This window comes from Streptomyces sp. NPDC054863 (assembly GCF_053610825.1).
In genome coordinates, this window is the sequence record NZ_JBSGZD010000015.1 from 21340 (window position 1) to 38962 (window position 17623).

Annotated in this window: 15 protein-coding genes and 1 pseudogene; 9 read left to right on the forward strand and 7 right to left on the reverse strand. The window is 72.2% G+C overall.

Translation table 11 applies throughout. From position 1 onward, the window contains the following. Positions 1 to 68: 68 nt before the first annotated feature. The gene (gene der, locus ACWGIG_RS05345; protein ID WP_453320182.1) at positions 69 to 1559 is read left to right on the forward strand and encodes a ribosome biogenesis GTPase Der; all 1491 of its coding nucleotides are present in this window, start codon (positions 69 to 71) and stop codon (positions 1557 to 1559) included. Between the two features lie 21 nt (positions 1560 to 1580). Here der and ACWGIG_RS05350 read toward each other — a convergent pair whose 3' ends face one another. Together ACWGIG_RS05350 and ACWGIG_RS05355 are read right to left on the reverse strand one after the other, a co-directional pair. Next, the gene (locus ACWGIG_RS05350; protein WP_453320183.1) at positions 1581 to 1910 is read right to left on the reverse strand and encodes a hypothetical protein; all 330 of its coding nucleotides are present in this window, start codon (positions 1908 to 1910) and stop codon (positions 1581 to 1583) included. A 119-nt stretch (positions 1911 to 2029) separates the two neighbouring features. Then, positions 2030 to 2812 (reverse strand): hypothetical protein, encoded by a 783-nt coding sequence (locus ACWGIG_RS05355; protein ID WP_453320184.1) that lies wholly within the window; start codon positions 2810 to 2812, stop codon positions 2030 to 2032. A gap of 500 nt (positions 2813 to 3312) precedes the next feature. On the opposite strand from ACWGIG_RS05355, the gene ACWGIG_RS05360 reads away from it, so the two are divergent. Next, on the forward strand, positions 3313 to 3954 hold the full coding sequence (locus tag ACWGIG_RS05360; RefSeq protein ID WP_453320185.1) for a LysM peptidoglycan-binding domain-containing protein: 642 nt from the start codon (positions 3313 to 3315) through the stop codon (positions 3952 to 3954). Positions 3955 to 4140: 186 nt separating this feature from the next. After that, entirely contained in the window at positions 4141 to 4746 is a 606-nt protein-coding gene (locus ACWGIG_RS05365) for a LysM peptidoglycan-binding domain-containing protein (RefSeq protein WP_453320186.1), read from the forward strand. Here ACWGIG_RS05365 and ACWGIG_RS05370 read toward each other — a convergent pair. From ACWGIG_RS05370 to ACWGIG_RS05380, 3 genes are read right to left on the reverse strand one after another with little or no spacing between them, the layout of a single operon-like run. Beyond that, the gene (locus ACWGIG_RS05370) at positions 4655 to 5404 is read right to left on the reverse strand and encodes an ATP-binding cassette domain-containing protein (protein ID WP_453320187.1); all 750 of its coding nucleotides are present in this window, start codon (positions 5402 to 5404) and stop codon (positions 4655 to 4657) included. The two genes, ACWGIG_RS05365 and ACWGIG_RS05370, sit on opposite strands and share 92 nt — an antisense overlap. Beyond that, positions 5401 to 8250 carry an ABC transporter permease subunit gene (locus ACWGIG_RS05375; RefSeq protein ID WP_453320188.1) on the reverse strand — a complete coding sequence of 950 codons (2850 nt, stop codon included), beginning with the start codon at positions 8248 to 8250 and terminating at the stop codon, positions 5401 to 5403. Before ACWGIG_RS05375 ends, ACWGIG_RS05370 begins: the two co-directional genes overlap by 4 nt. A 6-nt stretch (positions 8251 to 8256) precedes the next feature. Beyond that, complete coding sequence (locus ACWGIG_RS05380) at positions 8257 to 8751, reverse strand: hypothetical protein (protein ID WP_453320189.1); 495 nt, start codon at positions 8749 to 8751, stop codon at positions 8257 to 8259. 45 nt (positions 8752 to 8796) lie between these two features. On the opposite strand from ACWGIG_RS05380, the gene ACWGIG_RS05385 reads away from it, so the two are divergent. The 5 genes from ACWGIG_RS05385 to ACWGIG_RS05405 all read left to right on the forward strand — a co-directional run bounded on the left by ACWGIG_RS05385 (position 8797) and on the right by ACWGIG_RS05405 (position 14217). After that, entirely contained in the window at positions 8797 to 9393 is a 597-nt protein-coding gene (locus tag ACWGIG_RS05385; RefSeq protein ID WP_453320190.1) for a hypothetical protein, read from the forward strand. Between the two features lie 31 nt (positions 9394 to 9424). Further along, positions 9425 to 10804, forward strand: a complete 1380-nt coding sequence (locus ACWGIG_RS05390; RefSeq protein ID WP_453320191.1) for an ABC transporter substrate-binding protein — start codon at positions 9425 to 9427, stop codon at positions 10802 to 10804. Between the two features lie 123 nt (positions 10805 to 10927). After that, the gene (locus ACWGIG_RS05395; RefSeq protein ID WP_453320192.1) at positions 10928 to 12199 is read left to right on the forward strand and encodes a glycosyltransferase family 4 protein; all 1272 of its coding nucleotides are present in this window, start codon (positions 10928 to 10930) and stop codon (positions 12197 to 12199) included. Next, positions 12196 to 13062 carry a transferase gene (locus ACWGIG_RS05400; protein WP_453320193.1) on the forward strand — a complete coding sequence of 289 codons (867 nt, stop codon included), beginning with the start codon at positions 12196 to 12198 and terminating at the stop codon, positions 13060 to 13062. The genes ACWGIG_RS05395 and ACWGIG_RS05400 overlap by 4 nt, the downstream gene beginning before the upstream one ends. Positions 13063 to 13158: 96 nt before the next feature. After that, on the forward strand, positions 13159 to 14217 hold the full coding sequence (locus ACWGIG_RS05405) for a helix-turn-helix transcriptional regulator (RefSeq protein ID WP_453320194.1): 1059 nt from the start codon (positions 13159 to 13161) through the stop codon (positions 14215 to 14217). Here the strand turns inward: ACWGIG_RS05405 and ctaD are convergent. Beyond that, positions 14123 to 15793, reverse strand: a pseudogene (gene ctaD / locus ACWGIG_RS05410) (aa3-type cytochrome oxidase subunit I); the annotation flags it as partial. The gene ACWGIG_RS05405 and the pseudogene ctaD overlap by 95 nt on opposite strands. Before the next feature lie 399 nt (positions 15794 to 16192). Here ctaD and ACWGIG_RS05415 point away from each other — a divergent pair. After that, positions 16193 to 16408, forward strand: a complete 216-nt coding sequence (locus ACWGIG_RS05415) for an I78 family peptidase inhibitor (protein WP_453320195.1) — start codon at positions 16193 to 16195, stop codon at positions 16406 to 16408. A gap of 123 nt (positions 16409 to 16531) precedes the next feature. Here the strand turns inward: ACWGIG_RS05415 and ACWGIG_RS05420 are convergent, their stop codons facing one another. Further along, the gene (locus ACWGIG_RS05420) at positions 16532 to 17557 is read right to left on the reverse strand and encodes a phosphatase PAP2 family protein (RefSeq protein ID WP_453320196.1); all 1026 of its coding nucleotides are present in this window, start codon (positions 17555 to 17557) and stop codon (positions 16532 to 16534) included. Positions 17558 to 17623: the final 66 nt, after the last annotated feature.

A 17623-nucleotide genomic window follows, 5' to 3' on the forward strand; every position in this document is an offset into this window, starting at 1 on the left:
TGGGCGAGACTTGAGTAGTGGGTCGCGGAGAAACGCGGCCCATCGATGATGAATGAGGAACGGACTTCATGAACGACCAGATTCACTCCGGCGACGAGCACGGACCCGAGCAGGGCACTGCCCACGGTGTGCTCGGCGACGCCGAGTACGCGGAGTTCATGGAGCTCGCCGCGCAAGAGGGCTTCGACCCCGAAGAGATCGAGGGCGCCCTCGGCGAGGCCGCAGCAGGCCCGCTCCCCGTGCTCGCCGTCGTCGGCCGCCCCAATGTGGGCAAGTCGACCCTGGTGAACCGCATCATCGGCCGTCGCGAGGCCGTCGTGCAGGACAAGCCCGGTGTCACCCGCGACCGCGTCTCGTACGAGGCCGAGTGGGCGGGCCGCCGCTTCAAGGTGATGGACACCGGCGGCTGGGAGCAGGACGTGCTGGGGCTCGACGCCGCGGTCGCCGCCCAGGCCGAGTACGCGATCCAGACCGCGGACGCGGTCGTCTTCGTGGTGGACTCCACCGTCGGCGCCACCGACACCGACGAGGCCGTCGTACGGCTGCTCCGCAAGGCCGGCAAGCCGGTCGTGCTGTGCGCCAACAAGGTCGACGGCCTGTCCGGCGAGGCCGACGCCGCCTCCCTGTGGTCCCTGGGCCTCGGCGAGCCGCACCCGGTCTCCTCCCTGCACGGCCGCGGTACGGGCGACATGCTCGACGCCGTCCTGGACGCCCTGCCGGACGCCCCCGCGCAGGTCTTCGCGAACGGCACCCCGCTCGGCGGCCCGCGCCGGATCGCCCTCATCGGCCGTCCGAACGTCGGCAAGTCCTCGCTGCTGAACAAGGTGGCGAAGGAGGACCGCGTCGTCGTCAACGAGCTGGCGGGCACCACCCGCGACCCGGTCGACGAGCTGATCGAGCTCGGCGGCATCACCTGGAAGTTCATCGACACCGCGGGCATCCGCCGCCGCGTGCACATGCAGGAGGGCGCTGACTACTACGCCTCGCTCCGTACGGCGGCCGCCGTGGAGAAGGCGGAGGTCGCCGTCATCCTGATCGACTCCAGCGAGTCCATCTCGGTGCAGGACCAGCGCATCGTCACGATGGCCGTCGAGGCCGGGCGTGCGATCGTCCTGGCCTTCAACAAGTGGGACACCCTCGACGAGGAGCGCCGCTACTACCTGGAGCGCGAGATCGAGACCGAGCTGGCCCAGGTCGCCTGGGCCCCGCGCGTCAACGTCTCCGCCATCACCGGCCGTCACATGGAGAAGCTGGTCCCGGCGATCGAGACGGCGCTGGAGGGCTGGGAGACCCGCATTCCGACCGGCCGCCTCAACGCCTTCCTCGGCGAGATCGTCGCCTCCCACCCGCACCCGGTCCGCGGCGGCAAGCAGCCCCGCATCCTGTTCGGGACGCAGGCCGGTGCCAAGCCGCCGCGGTTCGTGCTGTTCGCCTCGGGCTTCCTGGAGGCCGGCTACCGGCGCTTCGTGGAGCGCCGGCTGCGCGAGGAGTTCGGCTTCGAGGGAACGCCGATCCACATCTCGGTGCGGGTGCGCGAGAAGCGCGGCCGGAACAAGTAGCGGTACCGCCTCTTTGAGGCGTCAGAAGCCCCTGCGGGGGGCGGGCGGCAGTGCGGCGGGAAGATGGTTCCCGGTGTGCTGCCGCCCCTGGTTGTGCTGGGTGTGCAGGTTCTGCCAGGTGCTGAGGTGCTGCGGGTAGGGCGTGTGCTGCGGCGTGTGCGGGTGCCCCTGGTAGCCGCCGACGTGTCCGTGGCCCCTCCCCGGCCCCGTGCTGAAGGCCGTGAAGCCGAGGTCCTCCTCGCCGCTCCGGTCGCCGGGCAGGGCCCGGAAGGACCTGCGGTACTCGGAGTACAGCGCGTCGTAGATCGGCGTGAACGTGGGGTGCGGCGGAGCCTCCTGCGACGGCCGCATGGCAGGGATCTGGCTCTGGTACGGGCGAGTGGGGTCGTATGAGTGCACGTCTGTGCCAACGACCCCACTGCCTCTCGGATGCGGGTGAACCGGCTACGGCTGAGGAGCCGGAGCGGCTGTCAGGTGCCGGCCAGCGGCATCGTCGCCGCGACCAGGAGGCCGTTCGCCGCCGCCTTGTCCAGGGCGGTGCGCAGCAGGTCCTCGCGCGGCTGCTGGCCGATGGAGCCGATCGGGGCGGCCAGTACCAGGATCTTCTGCGACTTGTTGGCCGCGGCCCGCCAGGAGTCGGTGACCTGGAGCGGACGGTGCGCCTGCCACCAGGCGACCGGGCTGCCGCCCGCCGTGCCGGGCTGCAGCACGGCGTGCAGCTGGCCCATGGCGAGCAGCACGGACCAGCCGGGCAGCAGGGCGGGCACCGACCTCAGGTCCGGGACCGGCAGGAAGCCCTGCTCGACGAGGAGCGGCAGGAACTCGTCGCCGCTGTTCGAGCCGGGGCGGGAAACGGCAGTGGTCGGTTCGACGACGAGCGCGGGCCGCAGCTCGCCCTCGATGAGGACCAGGCCGCTGGTCACCCCGAGCACGGCCTGCTCGGACTCTCCGTCGGCGCCGCCGCCCGAGCCGTCCTGGCTCGCGGTGATGGAGCGGACCGCGCCCTGCAGCTGCTCCTCGGAGACCGGGACGACCTGGGAGGGGATGCAGGTGGCGTGCGCGAAGGCGAGGACCGCGGTCTCCTCGCCGACGAACAGCACGGTGCTGGTGGCCTCCTGCCCCGAGTCGCCGGGGGTGCGGCAGGAGGTGCAGTCGTAACCGCCGGGGGCGTTCTCGCCGGCGAGCAGCCGGTCGGCTTCTACGTCGCCGATCTCGGCGCGTACGTCGTCGCTGACGTCGAGCATGCGCGACACGGGTGGCTCCTCGAACTGGGTGCTGGCGCCGGGCGGTTCCCGGAGCGTCAACAGAACAACGGGTGATCTGTGGCAGGGGTCACGCGGGACGGGGAACGGAATCGACTCATCCGGCGCGGAGGGTGAACCGAGGCGCGGAAGCACTCACTCCACGTCAGTGCCTGCTGTTTGCAAGCAACTTGGGGCCGTGAGGTGGGTCACAGATCGACTGTCCATCGGGTCGACAAATCAATGATATTGACGAATCAATCAGGTGTCCGGAATTGGCTGTTACCGGGGGTAGTGGGCAACTGGCCTGGAATGACAAGGACTTGGTTGATAACGGGGCGTGCGGGTCCATAGATTCCACCGCCGTGTGCATCGAGCACCGCCCGGACACGCCCGCCGGAACGCACCGTCCAGCAACACCCCCGGCGGGCGGGGCGGCACGGCACGGGAGCGCCGGACGCGTTCACGGCCGTACCGCCCAGGGGGAGTCCGGGTCCTGCGAGAGGGATTCCATGACCGCATGTTCCAGTGCGATACGCCGCGGCAACCGCCGTCGTGAGACCGCAGCGCTCGTCGGGGCCGCCCTGGTGGCCCCGCTGGCTCTGATCGTCGCCACCGGCCCGCAGGCCGAGGCGGCGGACCGCGGAGTGTGGGACCGCATCGCCCAGTGCGAGAGCGGTGGCAACTGGCACATCAACACCGGCAACGGCTACTACGGCGGACTGCAGTTCTCCGCCGGGACCTGGCGCGCGCACGGCGGCGGGGCGTACGCCCGTACCGCCGACCGGGCGAGCAAGGCCCAGCAGATCGCCGTCGCCACCAAGGTCCAGCGCACCCAGGGGTGGGGCGCCTGGCCCGCCTGCTCGCGCCGGGCGGGGGCGTCGGGCGCCGCGCCCAGCACGATTGCGCCCGCCGCGCCCCAGGCCGTGAAATCCAGGACGGCGAAGGCGGACAGGGGGCCGCAGCGGGCCGACCGGGGCGCGGGCCGCACCCCCACGGCCGGGAGCGGCAGCTATGTGGTGCGGTCCGGCGACACCCTGGGCTCCATCGCCCGGGCGCACCGTACGAGCTGGCAGCGGGTGTACGCGGCCAACAGGGCCGTCGTCGGCGGCAACCCGGACCTGATCGTGCCGGGGCTGCGGCTCAACATCTGAGGCCCGGACCTTCGGAGGCAGGCCCGAGCCGTCGGAGGTCCGCGCCTGCGGGCACGCGCCGTTTCCCTGGTGCCGGCCCGAGGGCCCCGTCCGGTCGCCCGACCGGGTGGGGCCCGGTGGCGTCCCGCGCGGCACGCGCGCGCGTGGACGGGACGGTGATGGGGTGACCAGGTGCTGAAGCCACGATTGCGTCTTCTGTCCTGCGCCGTACTCGGCGCGCTGCTCGCCCTCTCCCCGGTGTCCGCCGCGACTGCCGCCCGCGCCTGCCCGACCGTCCAGCCACCGCCCGTCGAAAGGGGGTTCGGACCCTACCGGTGTGCCGCGAGCGAGTGGCCGTGGAACTGCCTGGCCGAGTGCGAGAGCGGCGGAGACTGGAAGACCAACACGGGCAACGACTACTACGGCGGTCTCCAGTTCGAGCAGCCGACCTGGGAGGAGCACGGCGGCCTCGGGTACGCGCCCCGGGCCGACCTCGCCACCCGCGAGCAGCAGATCAAGGTCGCCGAGCAGGTCCTGACGACGCAGGGATGGGCGGCCTGGCCCGACTGCTCGAAGCGGTACGGTCTCGGCGACCGGCGCATCCACATCGTGAAGGCCGGCGAGACGCTGTCGTCGATCGCCGCGAAGTACAAGGTCAAGGGCGGCTGGAAGGCCCTCTACCAGGCCAACAAGGACATGATCGGGTCCAGCCCCGACGGGCTCAACGCCGGCACCTGGCTGGTCGTCCCGGACGGCTCAGGACCGGGCCGCGCCCTTGCGGGGCCCGTGAGCTCTCCGCCGCTTCTCCTGTGAACGCGACCCGCCCCCGGTCCAGTTCGGACACGAACACCGGGCCCGGGGCGGGCAGGGCCGGCAGCCGTTGTTCCGCGAGGACGACGGCTGCCGTCGTGCTGAGGGCGGCCAGGAGTGCGTACGTACGAGCCGCCGTGTCGGGCGACATGCCGAGGGTGGGCTCGTCGACGAGCACCACGCGCGTGCGGGCCCGCGCGGCGGTGCCGGGGGCCGCGGCGGCGAGGAGGGCGCGGGAGACGGCGAGCATGCGCTGTTCGCCGCCGGAGAGCGTGCCCGCGAGGCGGCCCAGGAGCGGGCGCAGCGCGGGGTAGGCCTCCAGGGCGGGTGAAGTGGTGGCGCCCGGCGGGGTGTTGAGGGCGAGGTTGTCGGCGACCGTGAGGCCCCCGTACACCGCCTGCAGATCAGGTACGAAGCACAGGCCGCGGCGGGCCCGGCGGTGGGCGGGCAGCCGGGTGACGTCCGCTCCCCGCCAGCGGACGCGCCCGGCGCTGAGGGGGACGGTGCCCGCGAGGGCGCGCAGGGCGGTCGTACGGCCGGAACCGTTGCGGCCCAGGAGGACGGTCAGAGAGCGGGCCGGGACGGCGAGGTCGACGCCGTGGAGGGCTTCCAGGGGGCCGTAGCGGACGCGGGCCGAGCGCAGTTCGATCTCGACGGTCACCGGTGGGTCCTCCTTGCGGTCGTGGTGGCGGCAGTGCGGGCGGCGGCGGTGCCGGAGACGAGGGATCCGGCGGTCATGGTGTGGACGGTGTCGGCGATGTCCGCGACCAGGTCGAGGTCGTGCTCGACGACGAGGACCGCGGTGCCGTCGGCGGCGAGCGCCGCCAGCACGCGCGCGAGGGCGGCGGTCTCGGCGGCGTCCAGGCCCGCGGCGGGCTCGTCGAGGAGGAGGGTGTGCGGGCGGCCCGCGAGGGCGCGGGCCAGCTCGACGCGGCGGAGGGTGCCGGTGGGCAGACCGGCGGCGGGGCGGTGGCGGACGGGGCCGTCGAGGGCGAGCAGCCGGAGGGCGGGTTCGACGGCGGAACGCTCGCGCCGGTGGCCGTGCTCGGCACCCAGGAGGACGTTCTCCTCGACGGTGAGGGACGGGAAGACGGCGAGCTGCTGGAAGGTCCTGGCGACGCCGAGGCGGGTGCGGGTGTGGGCAGCGAGGCGGGTGATGTCGGTGCCGTCCAGCTCGATGCGGCCCGAGGTGGGGCGCAGGGTGCCGCAGAGGCAGTGGAACAGGGTGCTCTTTCCGGCGCCGTTCGCGCCGACGAGGGCGGTGATGCTGCCGTACGGAACGGTGAGGCCGACGGAGTCGAGGGCGAGGAAGCCGCCGTAGGAGAGACGGAGCCCGTGGGCGCGGAGGGGGCGCTGGGGCGGGCGGGGCTCCGTACGCCGGAAGCGGTCACGGGGCAGCCCCGGCGAGCGTGAGCCGTCGGGGAGCTGGGCGGGGGGAGCGGGAGGCACGCCGGGGCGAGGGGGTCCGCCCGTGCCCGCCTGCCTCCGCGACCCGGGAGGAATCCGAGACCCTGGAGGAACCCGCGCCTCTTTAGGTACCCGCGCTTCGGGAGGAACCCGCGCCTCTGTAGGTACCCGCGCTTCGGGAGGTACCCGCGCCTCGGGAAGAGCCCGCGCCGACGCGGCGGAGGGCATGAGCCGGGTGCCTGTGCCGGCTGTGCGGGCCGGGCTGCGCAGTCCGTGCAGGAGCGGGCGGAGCAGGGCCAGGAGGCCGATGAGTACCGCCGCCAGGCCGGTCGTGGCTCCCGCGTCCAGGGCCACCAGGAGGAGCGCCGCTGTGCACGCCGTCAGCAGGCTGTCCGCGCCCAGGACCAGTACCGCGGCGAACCACAGCAGGCCGCGTACCGGGTCGTACGCCGTCGGGTCGAAGGCCTGTACCGACATGGACAGCAGCCCGCCGCCGAGCGCGGCCAGGGCGGCTCCGGCGACGAAGGTGAGGACCTTGAGGGCCGGCACCCGTACGCCTGCCGCCGACGCACCCTCCTCGTGGTCGCGCAGGGCGGCCAGGGCACGTCCCGAGCGCCCTCGGCGGAGCCGGGCGACCAGGAGGAGGCAGATCAGGAGCAGGGCCAGTTCCAGTACGTAGTAGGCCCGGTCGGAGGTGAAGCCGGCCGGGCGGGAGACCGCCAGGCCCGCCGTCGCGTACGGCTGGTCGAGGACGAAGCGGCTCACCGCCACCCCGAACGCGAGCGTCGTCAGCGCCAGCGCCAGTCCGTGGCGGCGGATCGCGGGCCACCCCATGAGGAGGCCGAGAGGGGCAGTCAGCGCCACGGAGAGCGCCAGAGAGGGCAGTTCGGGCAGGGGAGGGAGTCCGGGGAGCCGGCCGTCCGCCAGCAGGGCGGTGAAGAGCGCGCCGAGCCCCGCGTACGCCGCCTGCCCCAGCGAGATCTGCCCGCCGCGTCCGCTCACCACGACCAGGGACAACAGGATCACGGCAGTCGCGGGCACCGGCAGGGCGGAGTGCAGGCCGTCGCCGGCCAGGCCGAGGGGGAGCACGAACAGGACGGCGGCGAGCAGGGGGAGGGGGCGCGGGGCCGGGAATCGTAAGGCTCGTAAGGTCTCGGCCCGCCGTGGTCGTAAGGCTGCGGCCGGCCGTGGAGGACGGGACCGCCGGGGCGGCGCGGCCGACGCTGCCGGGTGGGCGGACGGCGCTGCCGGGCCCGGGGTCGGGAACAGCAGGGCCGCCGCCAGCAGCGCCACCACGAAGAGGTTGGCGCCGACGGACTGGACCAGGGGGCCCGGCCAGCCCGCCGGATGCAGACGGGTCAGCTGGGCCTGGGCGACGCCGAGCAGCAGCGCCGCCGCGACGGCGACCGGCAGGCTGCGCATCCGGGCCAGGGCCGCGACCGCGATCACCTCCACCACCAGGAGCGGCAGGCCGTACGGGTCGAGGCGTACGTACGGGGCGAGCAGGACGCCGGTGAGGCCCGCCGTGAACGCGCCGAACGCCCAGCCCGCCGCCGCCACCCGGTCCGCGTCGATGCCGCCCAGGACGGCCAGGCGGCGGTTGTCCACCACCGCGCGCAGCGCGCGGCCGAAGCGGGTCCACCGGGTGACGGCCGCCACCGCGGCGGACAGCAGCAGCACGGCGGCAAGGGGCGGCCAGGGGGAGTCGCCGAAGAGCTCCGGCGCGTCCGCACGGGCGCCCTCGCCCCACAGCAGCGCGGCCCCGCCGATCAGCAGGACGAACACCCCGATCGACGCCACCAGGGTGCGGGCGGGATCGGTGCCGCGGACGGAGAGCGGCCGGAAGACGGCGCGGTCCAGGAGGAGACCGACGGCCGGGGCCACCAGCAGCAGAGTGGTGGCGGCGGCGAGCGGCACCGGCCAGTGCCAGTCCACCGCCAACTGCCGCACGACATAGGCGCAGAACATGGCCACCGCCCCGTGCGCCAGGTTCAGCACCCCCGTCGCCCGGTACGTGACGATCAGGCCGATGCCGGACAGGGCCGCGGCGCTGCCGATCGCCAGACCGGCCAGGGTGAGGTCGTACGTCAGGGAGGACACCGGACGTCAGGTCCCGGTCCCGCTGCCGGGTGCGGGGCTCCCGGCCCCGTCGCCGCTGCTCGCGGACCCGCCCTCAAAGAGGTGTTCGGGCTCCTCATAGAGGTGCTCGGGCTCGCAGACCGGGCACGGGGCCAGGTCGCGGACTCCCGCCGCGGGGGCGGCCTCCGGCTTGCCGATGACGAGCGGGCAGTCCTGGCGGTGGGCCAGCGTGCCGCCCGGCAGATGCAGCAACGGTCCTTCGGAGGAGGGGAACCGGCCCTCCTCCTGCGGCAGCGGCGGTTCCGGTTCGGCGTCCCTGAACCGGCCGCCGAGGTCCCGGCCGGCCAGCAGCACCGCCCCCGCCACGATCAGTGCCGCGCCGGGCAGCGTGCAGGACGCCAGGTAGGGGACCTGCCGGGCGGTGAACCGCTCGCCGGACACCCCGTACCAGCCCAGCACGCACAGCACCGCACCGCAGCAGACGGCGCCCAGTGCGGCCCACACATACGGTGCTCTGCGCATCGCGCCCCCTGTCCAACACGGACGATTCCTTGCACTATGCCCTGAGTGGGACCGACCCTGAAGGTGGTGGGCGCAATGCTCGTCGGCAGGAATTCCCGGACCGCTGCGTGCGCGGCGGCAGCAGTGCTCCTCCTGGCCTCCGGTGCCACCGCGTGCGGCGACGACGGCGGCGATCCACCGAGGACGCCCGAGAACAGCGTGAGCGCGACGCCGAGTGCCGATGCCGGTACCGGCACGGGCGGCGTCGACCCCCAGCCCTCCGACTCCGCGTCCGCCAGCGGCCCCGCCGACACCACGGCGGCCAGGCGGCAGGTCGAGAAGAACTGGACGACGTTCTTCGACCCCGCGGTCTCCACCGACGAGAAGGCGAAGGTCCTGGAGAACGGCACCCTCCTCAAACCGCTGCTGATGGCCTTCAACAACGACAAGCGCGGCGGCCAGAGCTCGGCGCAGGTCAAGGACGTGCGGTTCAACTCGGTCACCCAGGCGGAGGTGACGTACGACCTGCTCCTCGACGGCACGCCCGTGCTGCCGGGCTCCAAGGGCACCGCGGTCCTCCAGGACAACACCTGGAAGGTGTCCGTGAAGTCCCTGTGCGCCCTCGTCAAGCTGAGCGGCAATGCGGCTGCCCCGGGCTGCTGAACGGCTCCAGGGAGCTGCATCCGAACGGCCTTTGGCCCTCTTCCGGAACCCGGCGTACGCAGCCCTGGCGGCGCTCCTCGTGCTGTGCGCCGCCGCCTGCGGCAGCCGCCTGCCCGAGAGTGACTTCGAGGAGCCGTCCACCGCCGCCCCCGCAGCCCCGCCCCTGAGCGTCGGCATCGTCGCCAGCGCCACCAGCCCGGTCGGCGGCGACGCCTTCACAGGACCCGGCGACGGCGCCCGCGCCTACTTCGACCTGCTCAACTCCCGCGGCGGCATCGGTGGCCGCCAGGTCCGGGTGGAGACCTGCGACGACGGCGGCAGCGGCATCGGCAACACCGAGTGCGTGCGCCGGCTGATCGAGGAGAAGAAGGTGTTCGCCCTCGTCGCCACCACCGCCCTCGACTACGCGGGCGCCCCCCTGGTCTCGGCCGCAGGCGTCCCCGACATCGGCGGCCAGCCGATCGGCACCGCGTACGACACCCATCCGCACCTGTACGGCATCTACGGCAGCCTCGCCCCCCGCACCGGCGGGCCGGGCGCGAAGCCCGGCTGGAACGGCACCCTGTACGGCGGCACCGAGGTCTACCGCTACTTCAAGAAGGCGCACGGGGCGCGCACGGCCGCCGTCGTCTCGTACAACCAGGCGTCGTCCGCCTCGTACGCCCGTCTCACCGTGCAGGGGCTGCGGGCCGAGGGGTACACCGTCGTCGAGGAGCAGGTCGACTTCGCGCTGCCCAACTTCCGCGCCGTGGCGGCCGACCTGAAGGAGCAGGGCGCCGACCTCGTGTTCGACGCCATGGACACCCACGGCAACGCCCAGCTGTGCAAGGCGATGGACGCCGTGGGCGCCGCCGTCACCGCCAAGGTCACGAACGTACAGAACTGGTCCGCGACCGTCGCCGACGACTACAAGGACGCACCCCGCTGCCGCAACGCACTGTGGGTGACCGGCGGCAGCCGCAACCACGACGACAAGGACGACCCGCAGGTCCGCGAGTTCCGCACCGCCGTGCAGGGCCTCCTCAAGAGGAGCGGCCGGAACGAGCGGGCACTGTCGCAGTGGCAGCTCGAAGGGTGGGCGGCGGCCATGTGGTTCACCGACGCCGCCCTCTCCTGCCTGGGGAACGCTCCTGGGAATGGTCCGGGGGACGGCCCTGGGAGCGCTTCCGGGGATGCGCCCGGGAGCGCTCCCACCCGCGTGTGTGTCGAGCGGTACCTCAACCGCAAGGAGCAGCCCTACACCGCCCGCGGCCTGCTCCTTCCCGTCGAGTACAGCCCCACACCCGTACCGCCCGCAGAGCGCCGTACCTGCCTGTCCGTGGCACGCTGGAAGGATGGCGCGGGCTGGGTGACGCAGGGAGAGATGAACCGGAACTGCTTCACCGTCCCGCAGCTGCCCCACCGTCCGTAAGCAGGGCTCTGCACCTGCGCCGCCGACGAAGGGACAAGTACAGTCCTCTCACCGAGAGGAACGGCGGAGGGCCCTGCGACGGGCCGTCCGGGGCCGTCGAAGACCAGGGGGACACACCGGCGCATGCACATCTCTTTCCTGCTCCACAACGCCTATGCCGTCGGGGGCACGATCCGCACCACGTTCAACCTCGCCCAGACCCTGGCCGAGCACCACGACGTGGAGATCACGTCGGTCTTCAGGCACCGCGACGAACCCTCCATGAGCGCCCCCGCCGGAGTGCGGATCACCCCTCTCGTCGACCTGCGCAAGAAGAACCCCGGGTACGAAGGCGACCTGCCCGACCACGCCCGCCCGGCCCGCGTCTTCCCGGCCGGTGACGGCCGGCACCACCAGTACAGCCGCCTCACCGACCGGAGGATCGGCGCCCACCTCCAGGAGCTGAAGACCGACGTCGTCGTCGGCACCCGGCCGGGCCTCAACGTCCACATCGCCCGGCAGGCCCGCCGCGACACGGTGCGGATCGCCCAGGAGCACCTCACCCTCGACAGCCACCGCTTCCGGCTGCGCCGCGAGCTGCGCTACCAGTACGCACTCCTGGACGCGGTCACCACCGTCACCGAGGCCGACGCACGGTCGTACCGCACCAGGCTGAAGCTGCCCGGCGTCCGCATCGAGGCCATGGCCAACAGCATCCCGGCGGCCTCTCTGCCGCCCTCCGACGGCGACAGCAAGTGGGTGATCGCCGCCGGCCGGCTCACCCCGGGCAAGCGCTACGACCTGCTGGTGCGGGCCTTCGCCCAGGTCGTGGCCGTCCGCCCCGACTGGAAGCTGCGCATCTACGGCGGCGGCGAGAGCGCCCCCGGACTGCGCAGGCTCGTCCACGAGCTGCGCCTGCACAACCACGTCTTCCTGATGGGCATCGCCGACCCTCTTGAGGCGGAGTGGCCCAAGGGGTCGATCGCCGCCGTCACCTCCGACCTCGAAGCCTTCGGCATGACCATCGTCGAGGCCATGCGCTGCGGACTTCCCGTGGTCTCCACCGACTGCCCGCACGGCCCCCGCGAGATCATCCGCGACGGCGTCGACGGTCGCCTCGTCCCCATGGGCGACGCCGACGCCGTCGCGCGCGCCCTCCTCGCCCTCATGGAGGACGAGGCGCTGCGCAAGCGGATGGGCCGGGCGGCACTGGAGAACTCCGCGCGCTTCGACCCCGGACAGATCGCCGAACGGCACGCGGCGCTCTATGCCGACCTCGTCGCCCGCGGCACCAACGACCGCAACCGCGGCCCGCTGCGGGACAACCTTCACCGCGCGCCGAGTGTCCTCATCGACGAAGCCTTCACCCTGCGCCGCAAGGTCGTCTCCACGCTCCGGAAAGGGCGTACCGCATGACCAGCTCTCCCTCCTCCCGGCCCTCGACGGCCCCGGCCGACGGGGCAGGCACCCCGGCGGCCCCGCGCGCCGACTGCACCGCGGACTCCGCGGGCGGGGTCACCTTCGACGTGGCAGCCGCCGCGGCGCCCGACGCGGCGCTGGTGCTGCGGCGCACCGGCGGGGCGGCGGGCGGCGAGGTACGGCTGCCGCTCACCCCCGTGGCGCACGGCCGGCTGCGGGCCGTGCTGCCCAGCACCGTCGACCTTCCCGAGGGCCGCTGGGAGGCCCATGTGTACGGCGGCGGGAGCGACCTCACCGTCCGGCCGGGACTGCGCGACCTGCGCGCCCTGGTCGACCGCACGCCGGACCCGCGCACCGAGGCCGTCGCCGTCCGCATCCCGTACGCGACGTCCGACGGCCGTCTCGCCGTCCGCAGCTGGCGCCGTTCCCCGCACGCCGAGGCCGGCGACATCGTCTTCGCCCCGGACGGCGCCACGATGACCGTCGAGGGGCGGCTGTACGGGGTCGAGGCGGACGGGGACACGGCCGTCGAGGCCCGGCTGCGCGGCGACCGCGACCGGGTCCACCGGGAGCCCGTGACGGCCTCGGGGAGCGACGAAGGCGCGCACACCTTCGTGTTCACCCTGCCGTACGCCTCCCTCGACGAGGGCCGCGACGGTGCCACCTGGATCTGGGACCTCTGGCTGACCGCGTCCGACGGCACCCCGCCGATACGGTTGGCCAGGCTCCTGGACGACATCGCGGAGAAGCAGGCCGTCATCAAGTACCCGGTACTGCCCGTCGGCGACACCGGCAAGACCGTCGCCTTCCCGTACTTCACGCTCGACAACGACCTCGCCGTCCAGGTCACCACCCCCTGACGTCACCTCAAGAGGTGTCACCACCCCTGACATCGCCTCAAGAGGTCAGCACACCGCGGACCGAAGCTGTCCGCAACGCCTGGCAGACTCCGTTCCATGTTGGAGACCTCGGCCAGGCTGCTGCGTCTGCTCTCGCTGCTCCAGGCCCACCGCGAATGGACAGGACCCGGCCTCGCGGACCGGCTCGGCGTGACCCCGCGCACCGTGCGGCGCGACGTCGACCGGCTCCGTGAACTCGGCTACCCCGTCCACGCCAGCCCCGGCACCGGCGGCGGCTACCAGCTGGGCGTCGGCGCCCGGCTGCCGCCGCTGCTCCTCGACGACGACGAGGCGGTGGCCGTCGCCGTCGGTCTGCGCACCGCCGCCGGGCAGGGCATCGAAGGCATCGGGGAGACCTCGGTGCGCGCCCTCACCAAGCTGGAGCAGGTGCTCCCCGACCGGCTGCGCCGCCGCGTCGGCGCCCTGAACGCCTTCACCGTGCCGATGCTGCACGGCCGCCGCGCCGACCCGGTGGACCCCGCCGTCCTCACCGAACTCGCGGGCGCCTGCCGGGACTCCGAGCGCCTGTGCTTCGAGTACCGCGACCACGAGGGCAACGCCACCCGCCGCACCGTGGAGCCGCACCGCCTGGTGTGCACCGAGCGCCGCTGGTACCTGGTCGCCTGGGACACCGACCGCGCCGACTGGCGTACGTTCCGGGCCGACCGGATCACCCCGAAGCCGCCGCACGGGCCGCGCTTCACGCCGCGCAAGGCCCCGGCCGACGACCTCGCCGCGTACGTCTCCCAGGGCGTCTCCACGGCGGCCTACCGGGCAACTGCCGTGCTGCGCCTGCTCGTACCTCTTGAGGCGGCGCGGGAGGTGGTCGGCCCCAGCGACGGGGTGCTGGAGGCGGAGAGCGCGGAGAGCTGCCTGCTGCGCACGGGGGCACAGAGCATGGACGTCCTGGTGATCCATGTGCTGCTGACGGGCCTTGAGTTCGAGGTGGTCGAGCCGGTGGAGCTGACGGAGCGGATCACTGCGGCCCGTGATCTCCTCGGGCGCGCTCTGGATCGAGGGGCCCCGGATCGACCTGGGACATCCGCTGGATCTCGGCGACCTCCGGGTGGTGCAGATCGAACGCGGGGGACTCCGAGCGGACCTTCGGCAGGGTGACGAAGTTGTGCCGCGGCGGGGGACACGACGTCGCCCACTCCAGCGAACGCCCGTACCCCCACGGGTCGTCCAGGTCGACCTTCCTGCCGTACTTCGCGGTCTTCCAGACGTTGTAGAAGAACGGCAGCGTGGACAGCCCGAGCAGGAACGCGCCGATCGTGGAGATCGTGTTGAGCACGGTGAAGCCGTCGGCCGCCAGGTAGTCGGCGTACCGGCGCGGCATGCCCTCCGCGCCCAGCCAGTGCTGCACCAGGAAGGTGGTGTGGAAGCCCACGAACAGCGTCCAGAACTGGATCTTGCCGAGCCGCTCGTCGAGCATCTTGCCGGTGAACTTCGGCCACCAGAAGAAGAACCCGGCGAACGTCGCGAAGACCACCGTGCCGAACACCACGTAGTGGAAGTGCGCCACCACGAAGTACGAGTCGGTGACGTGGAAGTCCAGCGGCGGCGACGCCAGGATCACCCCGGTGAGACCGCCGAACAGGAAGCTCACCAGGAACCCCACCGACCACAGCATCGGCGTCTCGAAGGACAGCGAGCCCTTGAGCATCGTGCCCGTCCAGTTGAAGAACTTCACCCCGGTCGGCACCGCGATCAGGAACGACATGAACGAGAAGAACGGCAGCAGCACCGCGCCCGTCGCGAACATGTGGTGCGCCCACACCACCAGCGACAGACCGGTGATGGCCATCGTCGCGCCGATCAGCATCACGTACCCGAAGATCGGCTTCCGGGAGAAGACCGGGATGATCTCGGTGACGATGCCGAAGAACGGCAGCGCGATGATGTAGACCTCCGGATGCCCGAAGAACCAGAAGAGGTGCTGCCACAGCAGCGCACCTCCGAACTCGGCCTCGAACACCATCGACCCGAACCGCCGGTCCGCCTCCAGGACCAGCAGCGCCGCCGCGAGCACCGGGAACGCAACCAGCACCAGAATCGATGTAAACAGCACATTCCAGGTGAAGATGGGCATCCGGAACATGGTCATCCCGGGGGCGCGCATCCCGATGATGGTCGTCAGGAAGTTCACCGCACCGAGGATCGTGCCGAAGCCGGACAGGGCGAGGCCCATGATCCAGAGGTCGGCGCCGATGCCGGGGGAGCGGACCATGCTGTTGAGCGGTGCGTAGGCGAACCAGCCGAAGTTCGCCGGGCCGCCCGGCACGATCAGCGAGGCGAGCACGATCAGCCCGCCGAAGAGGAACAGCCAGTACGAGAGCATGTTCAGCCGGGGGAACGCCACGTCGGGCGAGCCGATCTGGAGCGGCATGATCTCGTTGGCGAACCCGGCGAAGGTCGGCGTTGCGAAGAGCAGCAGCATGATGGTGCCGTGCAGGGTGAACGCCTGGTTGAACTCGTTGTTGGTCATCAGCTGGAGGCCGGGGCGGGCCAGTTCGGCCCGCATCATGAGGGCCATCAGCCCGGCGATCAGGAAGAAGCCGAACGACGTGATCAGGTAGAGGTGGCCGATCTTCTTGTGGTCCGTGGTGGTCAGCCAGTCCACCACCACCCGGCCGGGTCGCTGGACCCGCGCCGGCGGTGCGCCGGCCGTCTCGACGGTCTCCGTGCCCATCGTGCCCCCTCGCAGTCCGCGGACCGGGCCAACTCGACCTCATGATGCGCGCGGGAGCCCCGGATCCGACAGAGGGCGTGCGTGATCGGATGTGCGTGCGACATGTGCTACGGGGCTGCCGGAAGTGCCGAGTTGATGTGGAATCAAGAATTCCGGATGCTTCCGAGCCAGTGGCTGATTTCTTTCCATGGCGCCGCTCCGGAATGTGGAGCGTACCCGTTCGGATCCACTGGAAAGGAAAGGAATGAGCTCGGGAAATTTATCAAATACCCAGCAGGAAATGGGCATTCATGAACAACGAGACTGCCCTATCGAGTGAAAGCGACGTAAGCAAACTCTTGTCGTGATCTTGTGACACAAGCGTGACCAGGAAGGTATCTGGCGCCTACGGTGGACCCCATGGCACCCCTACCGACACCCCCAGTCCAGCCCGACGACCACCCCGAGCGCTATGTGGGCCTTGCCGTGGAAGAGGCCGAGCGGACCGCCAGGGAGCACGGCTGGAGCACCGTCAGGACGCTTCCGCCGGGCGCGATCATCACCATGGAGTTCCTCCAGGGCCGTCTCAACTTCGAGGCGAAGGACGACGCCGTGACCCGCTGCTGGATCGGCTGAGCCCGGCCCGGCACGACGAAGGCCCCGGCCCGCTCCTCGTGAGCGGTCCGGGGCCTTCGCTGTGCGGTATCTGTGCCCTACGGGGTGTGGGGCGCATCTGTGCCCTACGGGGTGTGGGGCGCCTCAGCGCGCCGGGTGCGGCGCGTGCGACCCGCCGCCGCGGGTCTGCGGAGGCCGTCTGCTGCCCGCCGGGGTGACCGGTGCGCGTTCCGAGCGGACCCCGTGCGGCCGTGTCTGGACGTGTGCGGGAGCGGGGAGATGGGCGGGCCTGGCAGCCCCGTACCGGCTGCTGCCCGCGCCCACGGGCTCGCGGGCGGGCGCCGGGTCCGATCCCGGACGTATCGAGGGAATCGCCGCCGGGACACCGGCCGGCACCGCCGGATCGGTGGCACCGGGAAGGGCCGGAGCGAGCGCACCGCGCGTCCGCCACCGCTCGCGCACCGCGAAGACGAATGCCTCCGCCCGTGCGATCAGCGGCTCGAACCAGGGCAGCGCCAGCAGGATCAGCAGTCCGGCGGCCCAGCCGAGCAGCACGTCGCTCAGCCAGTGCGTGCCCAGGTAGACCGTCGTGGCGCCGACGCCGAGAGCGACGACGGCGGACATCACCGACAGCCAGCGCCTGGCCCGCGGGGTGGTCGCCAGATACGCGAGGATGCCCCAGGTCACGACCGCGTTGGCGGTGTGGCCGGAGGGGAATATATCGCCGCCGGCGAACATCTCGGCGGACCCGATCTCGGTCGCGTAGTGCGGCCCGAGGCGGCCCAGGCCGATCTTCACCGCGCCCACCGTCAGGTTGAGCAGCAGCAGCGCCGCGGCCAGGGCGAGCAGCGGGCGCAGCGTGTGCTGCCGCCAGGAGCGCCAGCCCAGCCACGCCGCGACCATCACCGCGGTCGGGCCGCGCTGGCCGAGCACCACGAAGTAGTCGAGGAAGGCATGCAGCTCGGGCCACTGTTCGTAGGGCCTGAAGAGCATCACCCGCCAGTCGAGCAGGACGAGCCAGGAAGTGACCAGCACGGCCCAGACGATGGCGATGTAGAACGCCACCGTCGAGCCGAAGAGAACCTTGCGGGTCCGGCTCATGCCGGGGATCTCTATCTTCGGCGGCTCCGGTTCCCGGTCCAGCCGGGCAAAGATTCGGTCGATACGCACCCAATCGACATTACAGCGGGTGAGTGACGGGCCCGACCGGTCCGGCCTCTTTGTGATGACCATGTG